A 15,616-nucleotide genomic window follows, 5' to 3' on the forward strand; every position below is an offset into this window, starting at 1 on the left:
GGTCAGTTGTGGGCACAACTCAACCTCAAGAGATAGCATGAGCCTTTCTATTCGTAACAGGCAGAGCCTGCCACTCATGACCACGTCCGTAGGACGTGGTTTCCCACGCTTAAATGAATTCGGCCCTACAGGGCGGGCTGGCTTCGGGATTGGCCGAATGAATTCGGCCCTACAGGGGCTTGTGCCGGCCTTCATGTAGGGTCGAATTCATTCGACCATTACCCCACCGGCGCGGCGAGCTGCATCAGCACCGCGCACAGCCACGCCGCGTAGGTCCCCAGGGCGTAACCCAGCACCGCCAGCAACACCCCCACCGGCGCCAGCGAGGGGTGAAAAGCCGCGGCCACCACCGGCGCGGAGGCCGCCCCACCCACGTTGGCCTGGCTGCCGACCGCGATAAAGAAGGTCGGCGCGCGGATGATGCGCGCCACCACCAGCAGCAGAACCGCGTGAATGCTGATCCAGATCAGCCCCACCACGAAAATCCCCGGGTGATTCACGATCGCCGTGATATCCATCTTCATACCGATGGACGCCACCAGGAAATAGATGAATATCGAGCCCACCCGCGACGCCCCCGCAGCCTCGAGCCGGCGCACCGGGGTGAATGACAGGGCCAGCCCGGCCGTGGTGGCCAGTACCACCAGCCAGAAGAACTGGCTGCCCAGGCTGAACTTGTTGAGCGCGGGAAAGTTGCCACCGATCCACGGCGCAATGGCGTCGGCCGCCAGATGCGACAGCCCCATGACCCCCAGGCCTACCGCCAGCATGGCCATGAAGTCCGGCAGCAGCGGCATGCGCGCGTGGTGCCGGTGGAAGTGCTCCACCGCATCGCGCACCTCGTAGATAGCCGAGGCGTCGGCGCCGCGCTTCTCGTCCAGCTCCTCGGCGCGACCGGCCATCACCAGCAACACCGCCAGCCAAATATTGGCCATGATGATATCCACCGCGATCATCGCCGGGAAAATCTCGTCCGACACCTGCCACATCTCGTACATGGCGGTCTGGTTGGCGCCGCCGCCAATCCAGCTGCCGGCAATGGTGGACAAACCGCGCCAGATTTCGTCGGGCGCGGCCCCGCCCACGGTTTCCGGGCTCACCAGCCCCACCAGCATGACCGCGATGGGCCCGCCGACAACGATGCCCACCGTGCCGGTGAGGAACATGATGATGGCCTTGGGCCCCAGGGCGATGATGCGGTTGAGGTCGATGGACAGGGTCAGTAGCACCAGGGCCGCCGGCAACAGGAAGCGCGAGGTCACATAGTAGATATTGGAGTGCTCGCCGCTGATGATGCCGGCGCTGTTGAGCAGCGATGGCAGCAAGTAGCACAACAGCAGCGAGGGCACATAGCGATAGAAGCGCTGGCAGGCCGGGTGCTTGCTGTTCTCGGTGTAGAACACCAGGCCCAGGCACAGGGCCAGCAGCCCCAGTACCGCGGCGTCGCCCTGAATCAGCGGCATTTGCGCGGCGGCGTCGGATAGCGGGTCGGCCATGGTATCCCCTGTCGAGCAAATCCGCGCAGAATAGCGTCCGCCCCGGGGGATTGCCAGTGGGCGCCGTGCAACGGGCGCCGTGCAACGGGCGTCGTGCAACGGCGGCTCAGGGCGCCAGCGGCAGCCCCGCGTCCTGCTTGATCGCCTCGATCACCACGTAGGTGTGGGTCTGGGCCACCCCCGGCAGGTCGACGATGGTGGCCAGCACGTCGCGGTAGGCCTCCATGTCCGCCAGCCGCAGCTTGATCAGGTAGTCGAAGCCCCCCGCCACCATGTGGCACTCGGCCACCGCGTCGATCAGCACCACCGCGTCGCGGAAGCGGTCAAAGACGTCCGCGGTGGTGCGGTCCAGCGTCACCTGGATAAAGGCCGTGGTGCCATAGCCCAGGGCCGCGGCATCGAGTTTTGCGCCGTAGCTGCGGATCAGGCCGGCCGCCTCCAGGCGGCGCACCCGCTCCAGGCAGGGGCTGGGGGACAGATTCACCTGCCGCGCCAATTCGACGTTGGAAATACGCCCCCGGGACTGCAGGATCGCCAGGATTCGCGTGTCTGTGCGGTCGATCGGGGACCTGACGGTTGCTTTGCTGGCAGTCATACAATAACGCCAAATGATTCACTGTAAACTCGCATATTCGCCAAATATTATTCCCCCAAAAGCCGAAAAAAACCAGCTCATTCTGCGGTCGACTGACTACACTTTCGTCTGACCAAACCCTGCCCAATCCCACAGACAATATCGAGGCACCCATCATGCTGTACCAAGGCTCCCTGGCGGCGACCGACGACATCCGCGCCGAAATGCGCCAGTTCCTGCGCAAGGACGAAAACCAGGTGCTGGACCACCTGCTGCCACTGGCCGACATCAGCAACGCCGCCCGCAGCCGCGCCTGGGAGCGGGCGCGCAAGCTGGTGCTGCGAATCCGCGCCGAGCAGAGCGGCAAGGGCGGCGTGGACGCCCTGCTGCAGGAATACGCCCTGTCCACCGAGGAGGGCGTGGTGCTGATGTGCCTGGCGGAGGCCCTGCTGCGGGTGCCGGACCGGCACACCATCGACCGCCTGATCCGCGACAAGCTGGCGGACGGCAACTGGAGCTCGCACCTGGGCAACTCCGAGTCCATATTTGTCAACGCCTCCGCCTGGGGTCTGCTGCTCACCGGCAAGATGGTCAACTACAACGACGAGGACAAGAGCGAGCAGTTCGGCCTGCTGCGCAAGACCATGGGCCGCCTCGGCGAGCCGGTGATCCGCGCCTCGGTGCGCTACGCCATGCAGGTGATGGGCACCCAGTTCGTCATGGGCACCACCATCGACAGCGCCGTGGAGCGCGCGCGGGAAGTGGAGGCCAAGGGCTACCGCTACTCCTACGACATGCTCGGCGAAGGCGCGCGCACCCTGCGCGATGCGGAGCGCTACTACACCAGCTACGTGAACGCGATCGAGGTAATCGGCCGCGCGGCCGCCGGCCGCGGCCCGGTGAACAGCCCCGGCATCTCGGTGAAGCTGTCGGCCATTCACCCGCGCTACGAGTTCGCCCAGCGCGAGCGGGTCATGTCGGAGCTGGTGCCGAAACTGAAGGCGCTGGCGCTGGCGGCCAAGGCCAAGGACATCGGCTTTACCGTGGACGCCGAGGAAGCCGACCGCCTCGACATTTCCCTGGACGTCATCGAGGCGGTGTTCAGCGACCCCGACCTGGGCGACTGGGCCGGCTTCGGCATCGCGGTGCAGGCCTACCAGAAGCGCGGCATCTTTGTCATCGAATGGCTGCGGGCGCTGACCCAGCGCACCGGGCGCAAGATGATGGTGCGCCTGGTGAAGGGCGCCTACTGGGACACCGAGATCAAGCTGGCCCAGGTCGAGGGTGAACACGACTTCCCGGTGTTCTCCCGCAAGCCTTCCACCGACGTTTCCTACCAGGCCTGCGCCGCCAAACTGCTGGCTTACCGCGATACCCTCTATCCCCAGTTCGCCACCCATAACGCCTACACCGTGGCCACCATCCTGGAGATGAGCCAGGACCGCACCGGCTACGAATTCCAGCGCCTGCACGGCATGGGCGACGCCCTCTACGACCAGGTGGTGGGCGACGACAAGGTCCCCTGCCGGGTCTACGCCCCGGTGGGCGTGCACGCCGACCTGCTGGCCTACCTGGTGCGCCGGCTGCTGGAGAACGGCGCCAACAGCTCCTTCGTCAACAACATCGTGGACGAGGACATTCCGGTGGAATCGCTGTTGGAGGACCCGGTGGAGCAGGTGCGCCACTGGCAGGACAAGCGCAACCCCCACATCCCCCTGCCCGCCGACCTCTACGGCGCCGAGCGGCGCAACTCCGAGGGCATGGACCTTACCGACCCACTGGTACTGGAACCGGCCCGGGAGGCCATGGATCGCTGGCTCGAACAGCTGCCCCTGGACTACAGCAACGGCGGCGAAGTGGTGGAGGTGCGCAACCCCGCCGACCACAATGAGTTGGTGGGCCGGGTCAGCTTCGCCGACGACGCCGCCATCGCGGGGGCCCTGGATCGCGCCCACACGGCCTTCCCGGCGTGGGCCGGCAGGCCGGTGAGTGAGCGCGCCGATATCCTGCGCCGCATCGCCGACGCCCTGGAAGCACACCGCGACGAGCTGATCGCCCTGTGCGCCAAGGAGGCCGGCAAGTCGATCCCCGATGGCGTCGCCGAGGTGCGCGAGGCGGTGGATTTCTGCCGCTACTACGCCGCCCGCGCCGAGAGCGCGGACTTCGCCGCCGAGGGCCTCAAGCCCCGCGGCGTGGTGCTGTGCATCAGCCCCTGGAACTTCCCCCTGGCCATCTTCCTGGGCCAGGTCAGCGCCGCGCTGGTCACCGGCAACACGGTGATCGCCAAGCCCGCCGAGCAGACCAGCCTGATCGCCAGCCGCACCATCGAACTGGCCCGGCAGTGCGGACTGCCCGAGCACGTCCTGGAGCTGCTGATCGCACCGGGGCCGCCGGTGGGCGAAAAACTGGTTCCCGACACCCGCATCAAGGCGGTGATGTTCACCGGCTCCACCGAAACCGGCGCCTGGCTGTACCGCACCCTGGCCGCCCGGGAGGACGCCCCGGTGCCCCTGGTCTGCGAAACCGGCGGCCAGAACTGCATGATCGTCGACTCCACCGCGCTGCCCGAACAGGTGGTGGACGACGTCATTGCCTCCGGCTTCCAAAGCGCGGGCCAGCGCTGTTCGGCGCTGCGGGTCCTGTTTTTACAGGACGAAATCGCCGACAAGGTGATTGATATGATCGGCGGCGCCATGCGCGAGCTGCGCCTGGGCGACCCGACCCAACTGCACACCGACATCGGCCCGGTAATCGACGCAAAAGCGCGGGCCCGACTGGAGGAGCACGTGCAGTACCTGGAAGGCGCCGGGCGCCTGCTGCACGCCTGCGAGACTCCCGGGGGCGACAACCACACCTTCTTCGCGCCCCGCCTGTACGAAATCAGCAACCTGTCGCTGCTACCGCGGGAAGTGTTCGGCCCCGTGGTGCACGTCGTCCGCTACCGCGCCGAGGATTTCCGCGCGGTCATGGAGCAGATCAACCAGACCGGCTACGGCCTCACCTTCGGCATCCACAGCCGCATCGAGGACGCCTGCGAGGACGCCGCCCGCCGGGTCAGCGCCGGCAATATCTACGTCAACCGCAATATGATCGGCGCCATCGTCGGCGTACAGCCCTTCGGCGGCCGCGGCCTGTCCGGCACCGGCCCGAAGGCCGGCGGCCCACAGTACCTGACGCGCCTGGTCACCACCGGCGAGGAGGCGGAAAACGCCGCCGACCAATGCCCACTGCCATCCGGCGGCCGCAATGTCGACGCCCCGCTGCGCTCGGCAAAGGCCACGCAGGCCAGCTGGTCCGGCAAGTCGCTGAACGATCGCACCTCGGTACTGCGCCAGTTCATCGCCAGCTACACCGAGCGTCCCGCGGCGGACGACCCGCTGATGCTGGAAAACACCCTGGGCGCGGCCCGCGACCAGCTGCGCTTCGCCAGCGAGTGCCTGGGCCAGCCGGTGGAGCTGCCCGGCCCCACCGGCGAGTCCAACAGCCTGATTCTGGAGCCCCGGGGCAGCCTGGCCATTGTGCTGGACAATCCCGGGCACAATAGCGAATACCTGATGGCCATCCTTTCGGTGCTGGTGGGCGGCAACGCCCTCACCGCCTTCGCCAGTGACGACCTGCTGGGCGAATGGCGAGAGCTGGGGCTGGCGCTGGAAGCCGCGGGACTGCCGCGGGAGGTGTTCCAGGTGGTCCCGCTGGCCAGCGCCGCCGACGGCCTGGTGTCGCCGTCCGTCGACGGCGTACTGGTACACGCCCGCAGCGTTCACCTGCACGCGGTGGCGCAGAAGTTGGCGGAACGCGACGGCGCCATCATCCCGCTGATCAGCTGTGTCTCCCCGCGCACCCTGCTGCGCCAGACGCAACTGGAAAAAGCGGTGAGTATCGACACCACGGCCTCGGGGGGCAACGCCTCGCTGATGACAATGCCGGCCTGAGGTCGCGCGCTCAACTCGCCGCGTCGTGGAAGATCACCCCCATGGCGTGGCGACGGCCGCCGCGCACCTCGGCCACTCCGTGCTTCATCGCCACCCGGTGAAAACCCCTCCGGCCCCGAACGGGCCGGTAACGGGTGCTGAAGACCAGCAGGTCACCGCGCCCCGGTGACAATACGGTAACCCGCGCCTGGGCGCGCGCCGCCTGCTCGGTGATCACGAACTCGCCGCCGCTATAGTCCCTGCCCGGCTCGCCGAGGAACACCACCGCCTGCAACGGGAAGTAGATCTCACCGTAGATATCCTGGTGCAGGCAGTTGTAATCCCCGGTCCCGTACCTCAGCAGCAAGGGGGTCGGCTTGCACTGGCCGCTGTCGCGGCAGGCCCGGGACAGGGCCGCCAGCGAATCCGGGAAACGCGGCTCCAGCCCCAGTTGCGCCATCCACAGGTTGGCCACCGGCACCAGCGGCGGGTAGAGCCCCTGCCGCAGCTGTTGAACCAGCGGCGGCAGCGGGTAGTCCCAGTACTTGTACAGCCCGCGCCCGTAGCGGTGGCGCTCCATCACCACCTGCTTGCGAAAACCCCGCTCGCTGTCGAAACCGCCCGCCAGGGCCGCGCACTCCCGCGCCGTCAGCAGGCCCTCGACCACGGCATGGCCGCGCTCGTGCAGCTGAGCGGCCACCGTCGAATAGTCTATTGCCTCGATTCGCCGGCCCAGGTCCATCATTGCACTCCCTCCGCCCGGGCGGATTCCCAGCCGATCATCGCCGATTTGCGCGCGCCGCCCCAGCGGTAACCGCCGAATTGCCCACTACTCCGGATCACCCGGTGACAGGGAATCAGGAAGGCCACCGGGTTGCCGCCGATCGCGCGGCCCACGGCGCGGGAACTGCCCGGCGCGCCAATCCGCGCCGCCACCTGCCCGTAGGTGGCGAGACCGCCGGCGGGAATGCGCAACAGGCTCTCCCACACCTTCAACTGGAAGGCGGTGCCCGCCAGGTGCAGCTTGATCCGGTCCAGTTCCCGCCAGTCGTCCTGGAAGATGAACAGCGCATCCTGCTGGTGGCGGTCGGTCATCTGCCGCAGGCTGGCCCGGGGAAACTGCCGCTGCAGCCCCTCCAGCGCATCCTGCTCCGCCGCCTCGAAGGCAAGGTGGCACACCCCCTTGGCCGTCGACGCCACAATCACATTGCCAAACGGGCTCTCGGCCATACTGTAGTTGATATTCAGGCGGGCGCCGCCGCTTTTGTATTCTCCCGGTGTCATCGCCTCGATACGCACGAACAGGTCGTGCAGGCGGCCAGTGCCCGACAGCCCCGTCTCCGCCGAGGCCTCGAACACGGTGGACGGCCGCCGCAACAGGTCCTTGGCGTGCTGCAGGCTGAGGTACTGGATGAACTTCTTGGGGCTGACCCCGGCCCACTGCGTGAACAGGCGCTGGAAGTGGTAGGGGCTCAGGTGCACCACCGCCGCCACCTCCTCCAGGGACGACTGATTGCGAAAGTTCTCTCGCAGATAAGCAATTGCGCGCTCGATACGCAGGTAGTTGGCCTGCCCGGTGCTGGATGCCTTGGTCGTTACCGCCATGGTACTTCTCCCGCGATTGCGTGATCCGACACTGGCAACGGTACAACGGCGCCCGCGACGACACGACCCGATTCTTGCTGACTTGCCTGGCGGGTTTGTCCGTCCCGCCCGCCAACAGTACTATGTGTGCACGACAAACCGGGATAACAAGCCAACGGAATTCAAATATGAACAAGCCTTCGCGACAACTCTCCTCCCTGATACTGGCCACCGCCCTCGGCGCTAGCGCCGCGACCACGCAGGCCGCTGGCGTGACGATTGGAGGCACCGAATCGGACGAACAAGGCTCGGGCTTTACCGCCCTGTTCTCGGGGGATCGCTTCGAGAACTTCCGCCACATGAAGCGCTTCGTGCCCACCTCGGTGATGTCGCCCTCCCCCAAGCCCTGGCAGCTCGGGGACAGCAGCGACACCCTCAGCTACAGCGGCGACTTCCTGGGCGAGGAAACCAGCCTGGAGGACTTCATCGCCCTGTCGGACACTTCCGCGCTGCTGGTGATCAAGGACGGCCAGATTATCTACGAGCAGTACCGCCACGGCGACAGCCGCGACAGCCTGCACACCTCCTTCTCGGTGGCCAAGTCCTTTACCTCCGCCCTGCTGGGCATCGCCCTTGCCGAGGGTCATATCGACAGCCTGGACGACCCCCTGCGCAAATACCTGCCCGAGCTGGACAGCCCAACCTTCGACGGCGTGACCGTGGAGCACGTGCTGCAAATGTCCTCCGGCGTGCGCTTCGATGAAACCTACACCGACCCGGAGTCGGACATCAACCGCATGACCGCCCAGGTGCCGCCGATGACCTACCTGGAGTACATCAACCAGCTGGAGCGGGAACACGCCCCCGGCACCTACAATCACTACGCCAGCGTCAACACCCAGCTACTGGGCATACTGCTGGTGCGGGTCACCGGCGAGAGCCTGACCGACTACATGACCAGCCGCCTGTGGCACCCCCTCGGCATGGAACACAAGGGCCTGTGGACCCTGGACGAACAGGGCATTGAACTGGCCATGGGCGGCCTGGCCGCCAGCGCCCGGGACTACGCCAAGCTCGGCCTGCTCTACCTGAACGACGGCCTGCGCGGCGACCAGCGCATCCTGCCGGAGGGTTGGGTGAAAGCCTCCGTCACCCCGGACGAACCGCACCTGATGCCCGGTGAAAACCCCAACTCCTCCAGCGTCTCCGGCTACCAGTACCAGTGGTGGACGCCCCGCAACTGGGACGGCGACTACCTGGCGCGCGGCATCTGGGGCCAGAACATCTACGTCCACCCGGAAAACCGCGTGGTCATCGTCAAACTCGCCGCCGACCAGAAAAACTTCGACCCCGCCTACAAGCTGGCCTATATCGACTACCTGCAGGACATCGCGCAGTCACTGGGTGAATGAAACAACACCGGCGCCTCATCCGCGGCATCACCGCCTTCGTCACCACGGCCTATATCCTGATCGTCTCCGGCATTGCCGGGGGCGGTCACTCCGGCTCGCCCGGCTTTATCAGTGATATCGCGCGGGCATTGCCAACGGGCTCCGGAAGTATTGAATACGCGATTTATGTAGCGGTGTTGCCGGCGGTGGTGTTGTGGGTGGTGGTGTTGCGGGTGACGCGGTTGAGTCAGGAGGAGAAGGACATTGAAGACTTTAAACGTCGCTATGAGCGTGATGACCGAAATACAGGTCCCTGACTGCCAAGGGCTTTATACTAAGGATCATCTGATTAATTGCCGATGAACAGCGGACCGATCCAGTATCTTCCACTTCCCATCATTTCTGGGGCGGTCGGGTAGCCCCGGGGATTGCTCCACCGGGGCTCCCACAGATCCGGACGTGCGGAACTCCCGCATCCGGCTCCTCGAGTTAAGATGATGACTGGGATGGGTACGCACTGTGTATTACCCTCGCTGGTGGTAGTGGATACCGTTTGAGGAAAGTCTTAAAACGACTCCAGAGCAGCTTTGCGCGAGCACTACGCCGTGCAAGCCAGTTGCGCCAGATACGTTCCACCGCGTGCCGGAAGCGAACGAGAGTCCGCCCGTTTCCCGTGATGCCATAGTAGGCATAATGCCCGCGGAGCTTTCGACTCAGTTGAGTATGCTGCCATAGCACAGGTTCGTGCCGATAGCGACGACACCACTGTTTGATCGTCACCAGTGCGCGGCTCAACCGGTTCTTCGCCGTTTTGCGTTTCACCGCCCATCCACCCTTGCGGGTACGCGCCCAGAAGTGGGTAAAGCCCAAGAAGTCGAACGACCGTGAGTTGCCCGGTCCACCACGAGGGTGATCCGGCCCCCCGGGCCGCTTGAACTTGATCAGCCGCGTCTTTTCAGGATGTAATTTGAGGCCGAACTTCGCAAAGCGCTTCTCCAGCACCGCGTATACGCGCCGGGCATCGTCCTCCCGGGCAAATCCCAACACCGCGTCATCCGCAAAGCGGACAACGAACCCGTGGCTCTTCAGACGCGGTAGAACGTCTTCTTCAAACCACTGATCGAGCACCTCGTGCAGGTAGATATTCGCCAGTAATGGCGATATCACCCCGCCCTGAGGTGTCCCCCGTGCCGGGCGGCTCAACCGGCCATCTTCCATGACACCCGCGTTGAGCCATTTGCCGATAATGCGACGGACGACACCGTCTCCCACCCGACGAGCCACCAGGGTTTGCAGAGTCTTATGGTCCACATGATCGAAGAAGCTTTCGATATCCAACTCAATCAGCCAGCCGTTGGGGTGCCCCATTGTTCCCCGCCACACCGCCTCCAGCGCTTGGTGCGCCGAGCGTCCGGGGCGGAAACCGTAGGATGCGTCCGAGAACTGGACTTCGTAGATTGGCTCCAGCAGCATGACCACTGCCCGCTGGAGGATCTTGTCTTCCAACGTGGGAATGCCGATGGGGCGACGGCGCTTGCCGTCAGCTTTGGGGATGTAGACCCGCTTGACCGGCGGCGCTCGATAGCGACCCGATTTGAACCGCTCCAGCAGGGCTGACAGGTTCTCCTCCAGACGTTGCTCGTAGTCGCTCGCCGTTTGGCCGTCGACGCCGCTGGCCCCATCTTTTCGCGTCCGCCGGTACGCTTCGCGTAGCCAGGCAAGATCGATGAAGTGCGCCAGTGTCGTCAGCGTGCCCTCTGCTCGCTCTGTTGCTCGCTGTGTCAGCTCAAGTTGTTTCGTTGAGATGGTCATTGGACCCGGTGTTCCAGCCATCTTTCCCTCCTTAAGCACCTTAACCCGATCTTCCCCTTCCCTCCGTAGGCTCCGCTCGGGGTGCGTTCGCCTACTTCCTCGGTACTATGAGAAGACTCCGATTTCTCCTGTCCCATCCATTCCCTTTGCAGGCAATGTACCCTCGCGTTCGTGTGGTTTGGGATCGAGGCAGCGCCGCACCCGGCACCGCTCGCCTGGACCTTTTACTTAAGCGGCGCCCGCGCCGCTGTCTTCACGAAGGAGGACGGGAGACCTCCCAGGTTCCTGGGGGACCTCAGTATCACCATGCCCTGCTCTACGACCCCGCCGAGTGGTCCGTGCCAGGCTGTTGCGGCACCGACCATGCTGCCTTCCGCTCAGAAAACCACGTCGGCCTCGGGATATATCTCCTTTCGGGGCTCAATCACACGGCCTGGGGACTCCCTGTGTACGCTTCGCAGCCAGGGTCACCCCTGTACCACGCAACACTCGGTTCCGGCTGGTTGCCAACCTTTGCCGGGCAGGTTACCAGCCTGCCAGGTCCCTCTAAGAGATTTCCGTCATATTGTCCGTTACATAACTTTCCTCTCTTCCAGGCTTTGCCTGGCGCACTTTCCGCGGAGACGTGGGAAGACGCGCTCGGTGATATCGCGCCGGAGGTGGACGCCGATACCTGCAAGCCCTACTGGACCGGCGAGCATCCGGACTACGGCATGGCGGTGGACGGCCTGCTAAAACGACGCCAGCCACCACTTTCCTAGTACTCAACAAAAGTGGCAAAGTTGAGTTTAAGCAAGAAAAGGCAGTAATGGCCAGGAGCGCCATGATGAGTGAGAAGAATGAGCCGTCCGATCAAACTCCTTGGATGATCTACGGTGCCTACGGCTACACCGGGGAACTCATTGCCCGGGAGGCGGTGCGCCGCGGGCTCAATCCCGTTCTCGCGGGGCGCAACCTTGTAAAGACACAGGCATTGGCGGGCGAACTCGGCCTCGAAGCCGTGGGGTTTAGCCTGGACAACGTGGAACAGGCCGCCCGGCACCTCCAGGGCGTTTCCCTGGTGTTGAACTGCGCGGGCCCCTTTTCCGCCACCGCCGAGCCCATGATGACAGCCTGTATCGCGGCACGGGCGCACTATCTGGATATCACCGGGGAAATCGCCGTTTTTGAACTGGCCCAATCATTGAACGGCGAGGCCAGTGCAGCCGGCGTCGTGCTCTGCCCGGGCGTGGGTTTCGACGTGATTCCCACCGACTGCGTGGCGGCCGCACTGAAAGCCGCCCTCCCCGATGCCACTCACCTGGCACTGGGCTTTGACTCGCGCTCCGGATTTTCTCCCGGCACCGCAAAAACCTCTGTGGAAGGGCTGGCGCAGGGTGGCAAGGTGCGCCGCGATGGCAAGCTCGAAACAGTGCCACTGGCCTACCGGGTTCGCCGCATCGACTTCGGCGACGGGGAAAAGGATGCCATGACCATTCCCTGGGGAGACGTATCCACCGCCTACCACAGCACCGGCATACCCAATATCGAAGTGTTTATTCCCGGTACTCCGCGCTTGATCACCAGTGCCAGGCGCGCCAACTACATCCGTCCACTACTGGGTATCCAACCGGTGCAAAAGCTGATCAAGGCGCATATCGCCAGGACCGTTAATGGGCCCGACAGGGAACAGCGCGAGAAAATGCCGAGCTTTGTCTGGGGTGAAGCCACCAATGCGCGGGGCGAAAAGAAAACCGCCCGCATCCGAACCGCGAACGGCTATAGCCTGACCGTCACCGGTTCGCTGTACATTGTCGAGCATTTGATAAGAAACCGGCCAGCGGGTGGCGCGTACACGCCATCGACGCTGGTTGGCCCCGACTTGGTGAGCCAGCTCCCCGATTCTGGAAACCTCGAGATTACTTAGAATCCGCAAATCCATGCACTAAGACCTGTCCATCTCCCAGTACCGAAGACGAACGTCAGTCACCCCGAAAATCTCGACGCCCCCCTATCGCTGAGCCGGTTCGGTTGGCTTTGACGTTGCTCCCGGCGGCTCCTATGCTCAAAGCTCAGGCACTGTCGGGAGGCCGCACGATGCTGGACCGCCGTAGCTTTCTCCGCTCCACCACCTTGCTCGCGACAAGCTCGGCGGCGGCACTCTGCCGCCCGGTACTGGCCCGGGCGGAAAGCTCCGCCCCGCCGCCTGTCACCGGCTCGCCGGACGCGGTCCAGGCGCGCTACCTCGACACGCGCCGCGCCTTCTACCGCGAACACGACCCAAACATCTTCCTGGGCTACCCCGCCAATATGAATACCGTGCCGCCGGGCTTCCTCCAGTGGCGGGAGGAGTTGCGCAAGGTCGACCTCGGCGTGCGCAACACCAACAATGTCGGCGATCCTTTTCGCGACAACGCCCCGTACACGACTCACCCCCTGGAAGCCGACCTGGTGCGGCGCTTTGGCGGCCGTTTTGGCTTTCCCGCCGGCGACACCTGGGGCTTTGTTTCCCACAGCGGGACCGACAGCAACATGCACGGCGTCTATATCGGGCGTACCCTGCTGCACCAGCGCACCGGGGTGGCGCCCAGGATCTACTACACCCCCGAGGCCCACTACTCGATCCAGATCATCCGCGACCTGCTGGGACTGGAGGAGGTGCTGGTGGCCGCCGGCCCCGACGCCGGCATGGACCTGGCGGACCTGGAGCAAAAGCTGGCCGCGCACGACGACGCCCCGGTGTTGCTGGTGGCGACGATTGGCACCACGTTCAAGGGCGGCATCGACGACATTGACGGCATCCGCGCGCGCCTGAAAAACCGGCCCGCCTACATCCACCTGGACGCCGCACTGTTCGGCGGCTACCTGCACGCCACGCCCCATGCCGCCGAATTGCACCAGTACCACACGCAAAACGGCAAACCGGTCAAACGCTACGACTCCATCGCCGTATCCTGCCACAAGTTTTTCGGCTTCCCGGCCTGCGCCGGGCTGTTTATCTGCGGCCGCGGGGATTTCGAGGAGTACCGGGGCTACTTCGAGCAGGTACACGATCCCGCCTACATCTCCCACGTGCCGGGCACCATCACCTGCTCGCGGGATGCGGTGAAGCCGGCGGAGTTCCACTACTACTGCACCGACGAGGCGCTGGCAAGGCAGGCCGCCGATGCCGCGCAGGTGCTGGCGGACGCCCGCTACCTGCAGGCGCAAATGCAGAGGCACTTCCCGGACTTGCAACCGCGGATCGCCAATGCCCGCTCGAACACCGTCTATTTCAACAACACCGTGTCCGAGCCTCTCCGGAAAAAGTGGGTGCTGGCCACCATACCCGGCTCCACCGACAAGGGGCCGTCCCTCGCCCACGCCGTGGTGATGCCCCACGCCACCCGGAACATCCTCGACCAGTTCCTGGAAGACCTGGAGCGGGACCACAGGAAAACCGCCTCCATTTAGCATCCCGGTTGCATCTGGCGCGCCAGCGGTATAGCTTACGCGCCGGGCACCATACCCCTGTGGTCCCGGGACTGCAGGGGTATGTTGCTTACTAGGGCTGTACCCATGCAGATTGTGATCGTAGGCGGAGGCGCCGGTGGACTGGAACTCGCGACCAAACTAGGTAAAAAACTGGGCCGCAAGGGCAAGGCGGAGGTGGTACTGATCGACCGCAACCACACCCATGTGTGGAAGCCCTTGCTGCACGAGGTGGCCTCTGGCTCCCTCGACGCCGACCTCGACGCGGTGACCTACCGGGCCCACGGGCACAAACACGGTTTCGAATTCGAGCTGGGCACGCTCAACGGCATTGATCGCGAACGCAAGGTGGTGCAGCTATCCGCCCTGCTGGACGAGGACGGCCGGGAGGTCCTGCCGGCACGGGAACGGCCCTACGACACGCTGGTGCTGGCCATCGGCTCGGTGTCCAACGACTTCAATGTCTCCGGCGTCGGCGAGCACTGTATTTTCCTCGATTCCCCCGTACAGGCGCACCGCTTTCACCGGCGGCTGGTGGACGGCTTTATCCGCCTGAACCAGGCGCTGAAGAGCGGCGACAGCGTGCACAAACTGCGGGTCGCCATCATCGGCGGCGGCGCCACCGGGGTCGAACTGTCCGCGGAGCTGTACAAGGCGCGGGAGTGGTTCTCCACCTACGGCCTCACCGCCATCACCCCCCAGCATCTCGACGTGACCCTGGTCGAGGCCGGGCCGCGCCTGTTGCCGGCCTTGAGCGAGCGTATTTCCAGCGGCGCCCGGGAAGAACTGGAGAAGCTGGGCGTGCGGGTAATGGTGAACACCGCCGTGGTCTCGGCCGGCCCGGAGGGCCTGCAAACCAAGGGCGGGGAAGCCATTGCCGCGGACCTGATGGTCTGGGCCGCCGGGGTCAAGGCCCCCGACTTCCTGCGGGACATCGAGGGCCTGGAAACCAACCGCGCCAACCAGCTGGTGGTGGAACCCACCTTGCAGGTCAAGGGCGACGGCGCGATCTACGCCCTCGGCGACTGCGCCGGCTGTCCGATGACACGCCCGGACGGCAGCGAGGGCTGGGTGCCGCCCCGGGCCCAGTCCGCCCACCAGATGGCCAGCGCCGTGGCGCACAATATCCTCGCCAGCGCCCGCGGCAAGCCCCTGCAACCCTTCCGCTACAAGGACCTGGGCTCGCTGGTGTCCCTGAGCGAGTACACCGCCTTCGGCCGCCTGATGGGCGGCCTCGCGCGGGGCGGCATCAACCTGGAGGGCAAGATCGCGCGCCTGGCCTACGTGTCCCTGTACCGCATGCACCTGGCGGCGATTCACGGCTGGCCGCGGGCGCTATTGCTTGCGTTGACCGAGAAGATCAATCACTTCGTGCGCCCGCGGTTCAAGTTGCACTGA

12 protein-coding genes are annotated in these 15,616 nt (G+C 65.0%); 7 read left to right on the top strand and 5 right to left on the bottom strand.

Annotated features, from left to right (window positions below; translation table 11 throughout):
• Positions 1 to 218: 218 nt before the first annotated feature.
• Both JYP50_RS15020 and JYP50_RS15025 read right to left on the bottom strand, forming a co-directional pair.
• The gene (locus JYP50_RS15020; protein WP_206561372.1) at positions 219 to 1,496 is read right to left on the bottom strand and encodes a DUF819 domain-containing protein; all 1,278 of its coding nucleotides are present in this window, start codon (positions 1,494 to 1,496) and stop codon (positions 219 to 221) included.
• A 106-nt stretch (positions 1,497 to 1,602) separates the two neighbouring features.
• On the bottom strand, positions 1,603 to 2,091 hold the full coding sequence (locus JYP50_RS15025) for a winged helix-turn-helix transcriptional regulator (protein WP_206561373.1): 489 nt from the start codon (positions 2,089 to 2,091) through the stop codon (positions 1,603 to 1,605).
• A 155-nt stretch (positions 2,092 to 2,246) separates the two neighbouring features.
• On the opposite strand from JYP50_RS15025, the gene putA reads away from it, so the two are divergent.
• Entirely contained in the window at positions 2,247 to 6,002 is a 3,756-nt protein-coding gene (gene putA, locus JYP50_RS15030; RefSeq protein WP_206561374.1) for a bifunctional proline dehydrogenase/L-glutamate gamma-semialdehyde dehydrogenase PutA, read from the top strand.
• 10 nt (positions 6,003 to 6,012) lie between these two features.
• On the opposite strand, the gene JYP50_RS15035 is transcribed toward putA, so the two are convergent.
• Positions 6,013 to 6,726, bottom strand: coding sequence for a 2OG-Fe(II) oxygenase (locus tag JYP50_RS15035; RefSeq protein ID WP_206561375.1), 714 nt, complete (start codon positions 6,724 to 6,726; stop codon positions 6,013 to 6,015).
• Positions 6,723 to 7,586: a bifunctional transcriptional activator/DNA repair enzyme AdaA gene (locus JYP50_RS15040; RefSeq protein WP_206561376.1), complete on the bottom strand. Its 864-nt coding sequence runs from the start codon at positions 7,584 to 7,586 to the stop codon at positions 6,723 to 6,725. The genes JYP50_RS15035 and JYP50_RS15040 overlap by 4 nt, the downstream gene beginning before the upstream one ends.
• A gap of 167 nt (positions 7,587 to 7,753) precedes the next feature.
• Here JYP50_RS15040 and JYP50_RS15045 point away from each other — a divergent pair, with 167 nt between their 5' ends.
• Both JYP50_RS15045 and JYP50_RS15050 read left to right on the top strand, forming a co-directional pair.
• Positions 7,754 to 8,977: a serine hydrolase domain-containing protein gene (locus JYP50_RS15045; protein ID WP_206561377.1), complete on the top strand. Its 1,224-nt coding sequence runs from the start codon at positions 7,754 to 7,756 to the stop codon at positions 8,975 to 8,977.
• Entirely contained in the window at positions 8,974 to 9,273 is a 300-nt protein-coding gene (locus tag JYP50_RS15050; RefSeq protein ID WP_206561378.1) for a hypothetical protein, read from the top strand. Before JYP50_RS15045 ends, JYP50_RS15050 begins: the two co-directional genes overlap by 4 nt.
• 172 nt (positions 9,274 to 9,445) lie before the next feature.
• On the opposite strand, the gene ltrA is transcribed toward JYP50_RS15050, so the two are convergent.
• On the bottom strand, positions 9,446 to 10,768 hold the full coding sequence (gene ltrA, locus JYP50_RS15055; RefSeq protein WP_206561379.1) for a group II intron reverse transcriptase/maturase: 1,323 nt from the start codon (positions 10,766 to 10,768) through the stop codon (positions 9,446 to 9,448).
• 599 nt (positions 10,769 to 11,367) lie between these two features.
• Between ltrA and JYP50_RS15060 the strand changes: the two genes are divergently transcribed.
• The 4 genes from JYP50_RS15060 (at position 11,368) to JYP50_RS15075 (ending at position 15,616) form a co-directional block, all read left to right on the top strand.
• Positions 11,368 to 11,529 carry a hypothetical protein gene (locus tag JYP50_RS15060; RefSeq protein ID WP_206561380.1) on the top strand — a complete coding sequence of 54 codons (162 nt, stop codon included), beginning with the start codon at positions 11,368 to 11,370 and terminating at the stop codon, positions 11,527 to 11,529.
• A gap of 65 nt (positions 11,530 to 11,594) precedes the next feature.
• Positions 11,595 to 12,674 carry a saccharopine dehydrogenase family protein gene (locus JYP50_RS15065; protein WP_241263187.1) on the top strand — a complete coding sequence of 360 codons (1,080 nt, stop codon included), beginning with the start codon at positions 11,595 to 11,597 and terminating at the stop codon, positions 12,672 to 12,674.
• Positions 12,675 to 12,844: 170 nt separating this feature from the next.
• Positions 12,845 to 14,200 carry a pyridoxal-dependent decarboxylase gene (locus tag JYP50_RS15070; protein ID WP_206561381.1) on the top strand — a complete coding sequence of 452 codons (1,356 nt, stop codon included), beginning with the start codon at positions 12,845 to 12,847 and terminating at the stop codon, positions 14,198 to 14,200.
• Positions 14,201 to 14,305: 105 nt separating this feature from the next.
• Positions 14,306 to 15,616, top strand: coding sequence for an NAD(P)/FAD-dependent oxidoreductase (locus JYP50_RS15075; RefSeq protein WP_206561382.1), 1,311 nt, complete (start codon positions 14,306 to 14,308; stop codon positions 15,614 to 15,616).

Origin of the sequence: Parahaliea mediterranea (genome assembly GCF_017255185.1) — a bacterium.
Classification (GTDB): Bacteria; Pseudomonadota; Gammaproteobacteria; order Pseudomonadales; family Halieaceae; genus JAFKCZ01.

Excerpts from the sequence above, each read along its gene's own strand:
- JYP50_RS15020 (WP_206561372.1), bottom strand. The coding sequence starts at position 1,496 with ATGGCCGACCCGCTATCCGACGCCGCCGCGCAAATGCCGCTGATTCAG.
- JYP50_RS15025 (WP_206561373.1), bottom strand. The coding sequence starts at position 2,091 with ATGACTGCCAGCAAAGCAACCGTCAGGTCCCCGATCGACCGCACAGAC.
- putA (WP_206561374.1), top strand. The coding sequence starts at position 2,247 with ATGCTGTACCAAGGCTCCCTGGCGGCGACCGACGACATCCGCGCCGAA.
- JYP50_RS15035 (WP_206561375.1), bottom strand. The coding sequence starts at position 6,726 with ATGATGGACCTGGGCCGGCGAATCGAGGCAATAGACTATTCGACGGTG.
- JYP50_RS15040 (WP_206561376.1), bottom strand. The coding sequence starts at position 7,586 with ATGGCGGTAACGACCAAGGCATCCAGCACCGGGCAGGCCAACTACCTG.
- JYP50_RS15045 (WP_206561377.1), top strand. The coding sequence starts at position 7,754 with ATGAACAAGCCTTCGCGACAACTCTCCTCCCTGATACTGGCCACCGCC.
- JYP50_RS15050 (WP_206561378.1), top strand. The coding sequence starts at position 8,974 with ATGAAACAACACCGGCGCCTCATCCGCGGCATCACCGCCTTCGTCACC.
- ltrA (WP_206561379.1), bottom strand. The coding sequence starts at position 10,768 with ATGACCATCTCAACGAAACAACTTGAGCTGACACAGCGAGCAACAGAG.
- JYP50_RS15065 (WP_241263187.1), top strand. The coding sequence starts at position 11,595 with ATGAGTGAGAAGAATGAGCCGTCCGATCAAACTCCTTGGATGATCTAC.
- JYP50_RS15070 (WP_206561381.1), top strand. The coding sequence starts at position 12,845 with ATGCTGGACCGCCGTAGCTTTCTCCGCTCCACCACCTTGCTCGCGACA.
- JYP50_RS15075 (WP_206561382.1), top strand. The coding sequence starts at position 14,306 with ATGCAGATTGTGATCGTAGGCGGAGGCGCCGGTGGACTGGAACTCGCG.